General features: G+C 59.3%; 5 protein-coding genes. 2 read left to right on the forward strand and 3 right to left on the reverse strand.

The features are described 5' to 3' along the window. Positions 1–134: 134 nt before the first annotated feature. Entirely contained in the window at positions 135–461 is a 327-nt protein-coding gene (locus AC1DLB_RS23545; RefSeq protein ID WP_064616213.1) for a hypothetical protein, read from the forward strand. 83 nt (positions 462–544) lie between these two features. Continuing rightward, positions 545–1294 carry a YkgJ family cysteine cluster protein gene (locus tag AC1DLB_RS23550; protein WP_064616212.1) on the forward strand — a complete coding sequence of 250 codons (750 nt, stop codon included), beginning with the start codon at positions 545–547 and terminating at the stop codon, positions 1292–1294. A 45-nt stretch (positions 1295–1339) separates the two neighbouring features. Here the strand turns inward: AC1DLB_RS23550 and AC1DLB_RS23555 are convergent, their stop codons facing one another. From AC1DLB_RS23555 to AC1DLB_RS23565, 3 genes are all read right to left on the reverse strand, one after another. Then, entirely contained in the window at positions 1340–2482 is a 1143-nt protein-coding gene (locus tag AC1DLB_RS23555) for a transporter substrate-binding domain-containing protein (protein ID WP_477744665.1), read from the reverse strand. A gap of 139 nt (positions 2483–2621) precedes the next feature. Then, a complete protein-coding gene (locus AC1DLB_RS23560; RefSeq protein WP_019582340.1) occupies positions 2622–2879 on the reverse strand; it encodes a hypothetical protein in 258 nt (85 codons plus the stop codon). A 161-nt stretch (positions 2880–3040) separates the two neighbouring features. Next, positions 3041–3409, reverse strand: a complete 369-nt coding sequence (locus AC1DLB_RS23565; RefSeq protein ID WP_477744664.1) for a DUF6124 family protein — start codon at positions 3407–3409, stop codon at positions 3041–3043. Between the last annotated feature and the right edge of the window lie 633 nt (positions 3410–4042).

Below are 4042 nucleotides of genomic sequence, written 5' to 3' on the forward strand. Positions count from 1 at the left end.
CGCTCCTACAGATTCGATGTGATCGACGCATGACCTGTAGGAGCGAGGCTTGCCCGCGAAGAGGCCCGCACAACCGACATCAAACCATCAGGCATACTCCGACCTTGACCACTACACGCCAAGGATGCCTGATCATGAAAGCCACCACCCTGACCTTCCTCTGTCTCACCACCCTCGCCGCCCATGCCCACGCCTCCAGCCCCGATGCCTGGGCCGCCTTCGACAGAGCCGTGCTCGCCAGTTGCACCAAGGCCAGCGGCCTGAAAAAACCCCAACCCGTCGGCAACGCCGCGCAGTTCGATGACCGGGTCGGTTATACCGCGCTCCTGCTGCAAGGCCAGTACCCGCAAAAACACATGAAAGGCCAGCAAGGCACCGAGCTGTGCCTCTACAACAAGAAAAGCAAAACCGCTTACATCACCGAATGGGACTCCATCCGTCCAACCACAAAAGCGCAGTGAATGGCGCATAACTTGCTTTGGCACAGGCCTTTGCGGTGGCTTTCTGTCGCCGTTTCATGCCCTCACAGGTCACTGGCCCTTCAATGAATACACCGTTTTCCTGCGTCGGTTGTGGCAAATGCTGCAACGACCACCATGTTCCCCTGACACTGGCCGAAGCCCGCATGTGGGCGGCAGATGGCGGCCAGGTGATCGTGCTGGTGGAAGCCTTTCTCGCCAACGGCCTGGGCCTGCCAACACAACAACGCGAACACGCCGAACGCCGTTCGGCGCTGGTTCGCAGTGGCACTTGCGAAGCGCACGTGGCGATCACCTTTGCCGCCTACAACGTCGGCCCCTGCCGGAATCTTGACGAAGACAACCTCTGCAGCATCTACGAACGCCGACCGCTGGTTTGCCGCATCTATCCAATGGAAATCAACCCGCACATCCCGCTCAACCCGGCAGCAAAGGATTGCCCGCCCGAGTCATGGGACAAAGGCCCGGATCTGATTGTTGGCGGTGAACTGGTCGATCAGGAACTGGCAGGATTGATCCAGCGCTCCCGCCAGGCGGATCGCGACGAGATTCAGGCCAAGGATGCGATTTGCGCGCTATTGGGGATTCGAACGACAGCGCTGAAAGGCGATGGGTTTACCGCATATCTGCCGGACATGACCGCGTTTGCCATGGTGATCGATCAGGTGGCGCAGCAATCGCAGGCCGGGTCGGGCGGAGAATGGCTGTTTCATGTGTCTGGCGATGATATCGCCGGGCAAGTGCTGGCGGCCGGGGCGCAGGTGGTGACTGAAGCGCCGCTGAATTATGCGTTTATTTCGTTGCGGGCAGCGTAAACGCCAAACCGCTGCGCAGCATCCGTGCGCAGCGGTTCTTTTACTTTAGCGAGCAGCAACCGCCAGGCATTCGACTTCCACGCGCGCATCCAGCACCAGTTTTTTGCCAGCGAATGTCGTGCGAGCAGGCAAACGGTCCGCCGGAAAATAGCGGCTATACACCGTATTCATCGCAGCAAAATCATTGATGTCTGCAAGGATGACCGTGCATTTGACCAGCTGAGACAACGTCGAACCACTGCGGTGTAATGCGGCTTGCAGATTCTCCATGGTCTGGGTCATCTGCGGGACAATCCCGCCCTTGACCAACTCGCCATCGGAGCCCGTCCCGAGCACGCCGGACAGATAGAGGGTGGTGCCGGCTTGCACCGCTTCGGAGAATGGCAAGCCTCCTTCAGCAGGGAAATAGCGTGGCGAATCTGGCACGGTGGGCGGTAGGTAGCGCCCGGTAATCGCCTGGTACTGGCCATTCTGCTTGAGACGCTCAAGGGCCGCATTCAGCTCATCGCGCAAGGCGGTGTCGGATTTTCGCACAGCCATCGCCACGCCACTGCCCAGCATGGGGTCCTTGAGCGCAGGCCCGGCAAAATCAAATCCTTGCCCCTGAGGCTGACTTAAAAACGCCTGGGTGATTTCAATCGAGTCTTGCAGGGTCGCGTCGATCTCACCCGCCAGCAGGCTGGCTATCAGTTGACTGTTGAAATGAAAACTGCGCACCGTCACTCCCGCCGGAGCCCAACGGGACTTGGCGAACGCCTCACGGCTGGTACCTGTCAGAACGCCGACACGCTTGCCTTTGAGCGATTGCGCATCCGGCTGCAGATTCGCCCCTGTACGCGCCACCAGACGGCTGTTCAAGGGATAAAGATTATCGGTGAAGTCGAGCCGTTCTCGACGCGCCGGCGTTGCCGTCATGGGCATGATCACATCGAAATGGTTGGCCTCCAGGGCCGGGATATTGGTGGCGTAATCCTGATCAACCCAGACACAGCGTTTTTTGAGTTCGGTACATAGCGCATTACCCAGTTCGATGTTCAATCCGACCAGCTCACCTTTGTCGTTGCGACTCTCGAAGGGGGGAACCAGGGCCTCGACCCCGAAACGGATCTGTGGATTGGCCGCAGACGAAACACAGCCGGCGGTCAGGACCACCAGCGGCAACAGGGAGAAGATTTTTACCAAAGGCATTTCGGTGACCGTCATCAAGCATTCAGGGACATGAATCTTTGATGAGTGGTCACCGACTTCCCAGAGGACAAATCGCTCATCCTTGTGGGAATTGTCTCAATGACAGAAGGAACTGCTACCGACAAAAAACGCCTGGCGGTCAGCGTTTGCCCATCGAACGACGAGTGCCAGGAGGCGCTGCGCCCGGGGTCTTGGTGTGGCCGTTCTTGGCGCCATTCTTGTACCAAGGCTGGCTGGCGCTCTTCGCGCCGGCCAGTTCCCCCGGCTTGAACGGAAACTTGAACGCCGGGATCGCCGCTTTGGTTTCGCTGTCGGCGCTGGAGTCGACGCTGTCGGGCAGGTCTGCCTGGTCGTCGCGCAAAGCGTCGGCAACCGGCGGTTGTGTCGGGGAAGTCATGAAAGCTCCGGGTGATGCTAAAGAGTCGGGCCCGGTAGGCGAGCCGCGAAAGGCGGCAGTATACCTGTGTCGGAGGCTGCAGGCTGCAGCTGGTCAGTCGGGTTTTGTGCCGACTGACCAACCGCCATCGCAAGCCTGCTCGCGATGAACGATAACGCGGTCTACGCCGGATCGACGTTATCCAGCGCCCGGTTCACCGCCAACTCCGCCAGCATGATGCTCTGTTGAATCGCCAGCGCCGTGTAGCGCTGCGGGGCGGTCAGGTCGTTGGCGAAATCGCTGGCCAGGACACTCGCCGTGGCTAACGATTCGTAGGCGTGGGCCAAGAGGCTTTCGGTATCCATATTCGGGGCGACGATGAACATGGTGCTGGGGCGGCGTTTTTTTTCGGTGTAGGGCGTTGGGGGATCGAGGTAGTAGTCGAGCGCGCGTTTTATGGCTTCGCGGTCTTTGAGTAATTCTTCGGCGTGCGAGGCTTCGGCGTTGGGGGTGGTGGTGTTGAAGGGTGGATCGGGGATTAACTTATCCATGAAAACTCCTGCTGGGATGGGTGCCACCACTCGCCGGATCTCAAGCGACGAAGAGGTGGCAGCTATGTGCAGAGTGAGATCCACCGGTAGCAGGCAACCGGCCAGACCGAAGTCTGCCCGCACACAGCTGCCATAACGCATTTACAGGCAGCGGATAAGCTGGCGCCAATTATGGTGGTATTGGCGCTAGATGCATACTAATTGCCGGGGATCTCACGCCCGGTCGCTGAATTTGCAGCGACAGCCAAAGACTAGAGAGCCCGCTTCCGACGGACAACCTGAAAGATACGTGGGAAAGGTCTGCGTTCAGGCACATCCATTAAACATTCAAAAGCGGAACGCGGAGCGTCCCTGGCGGCATTCCCACGCGGGAGCGTGGGAACGATCATGCAGGTACAGACGAAAGAGATTGGTCGGCTGTCAGGCCGCCTTCACGAACAAGCCCCCCACTATTGAACGGTGCACACCCGCCCCTCGCCACTCAACAGGCCGAGCGTTAGCTCGCCTGCCGCTTTTGATCTTGATTCACCCGCCCCTTCGGGAGGCTGAGTGGAGGTGTTCATCTGGGGATTGGCGCGCAGCGCCGTTCGACGCAGTCGAACACATCGCATGTAGGTTGAAGCGAAGCCAACC

The organism is Pseudomonas sp. 05N434, assembly GCF_056396965.1.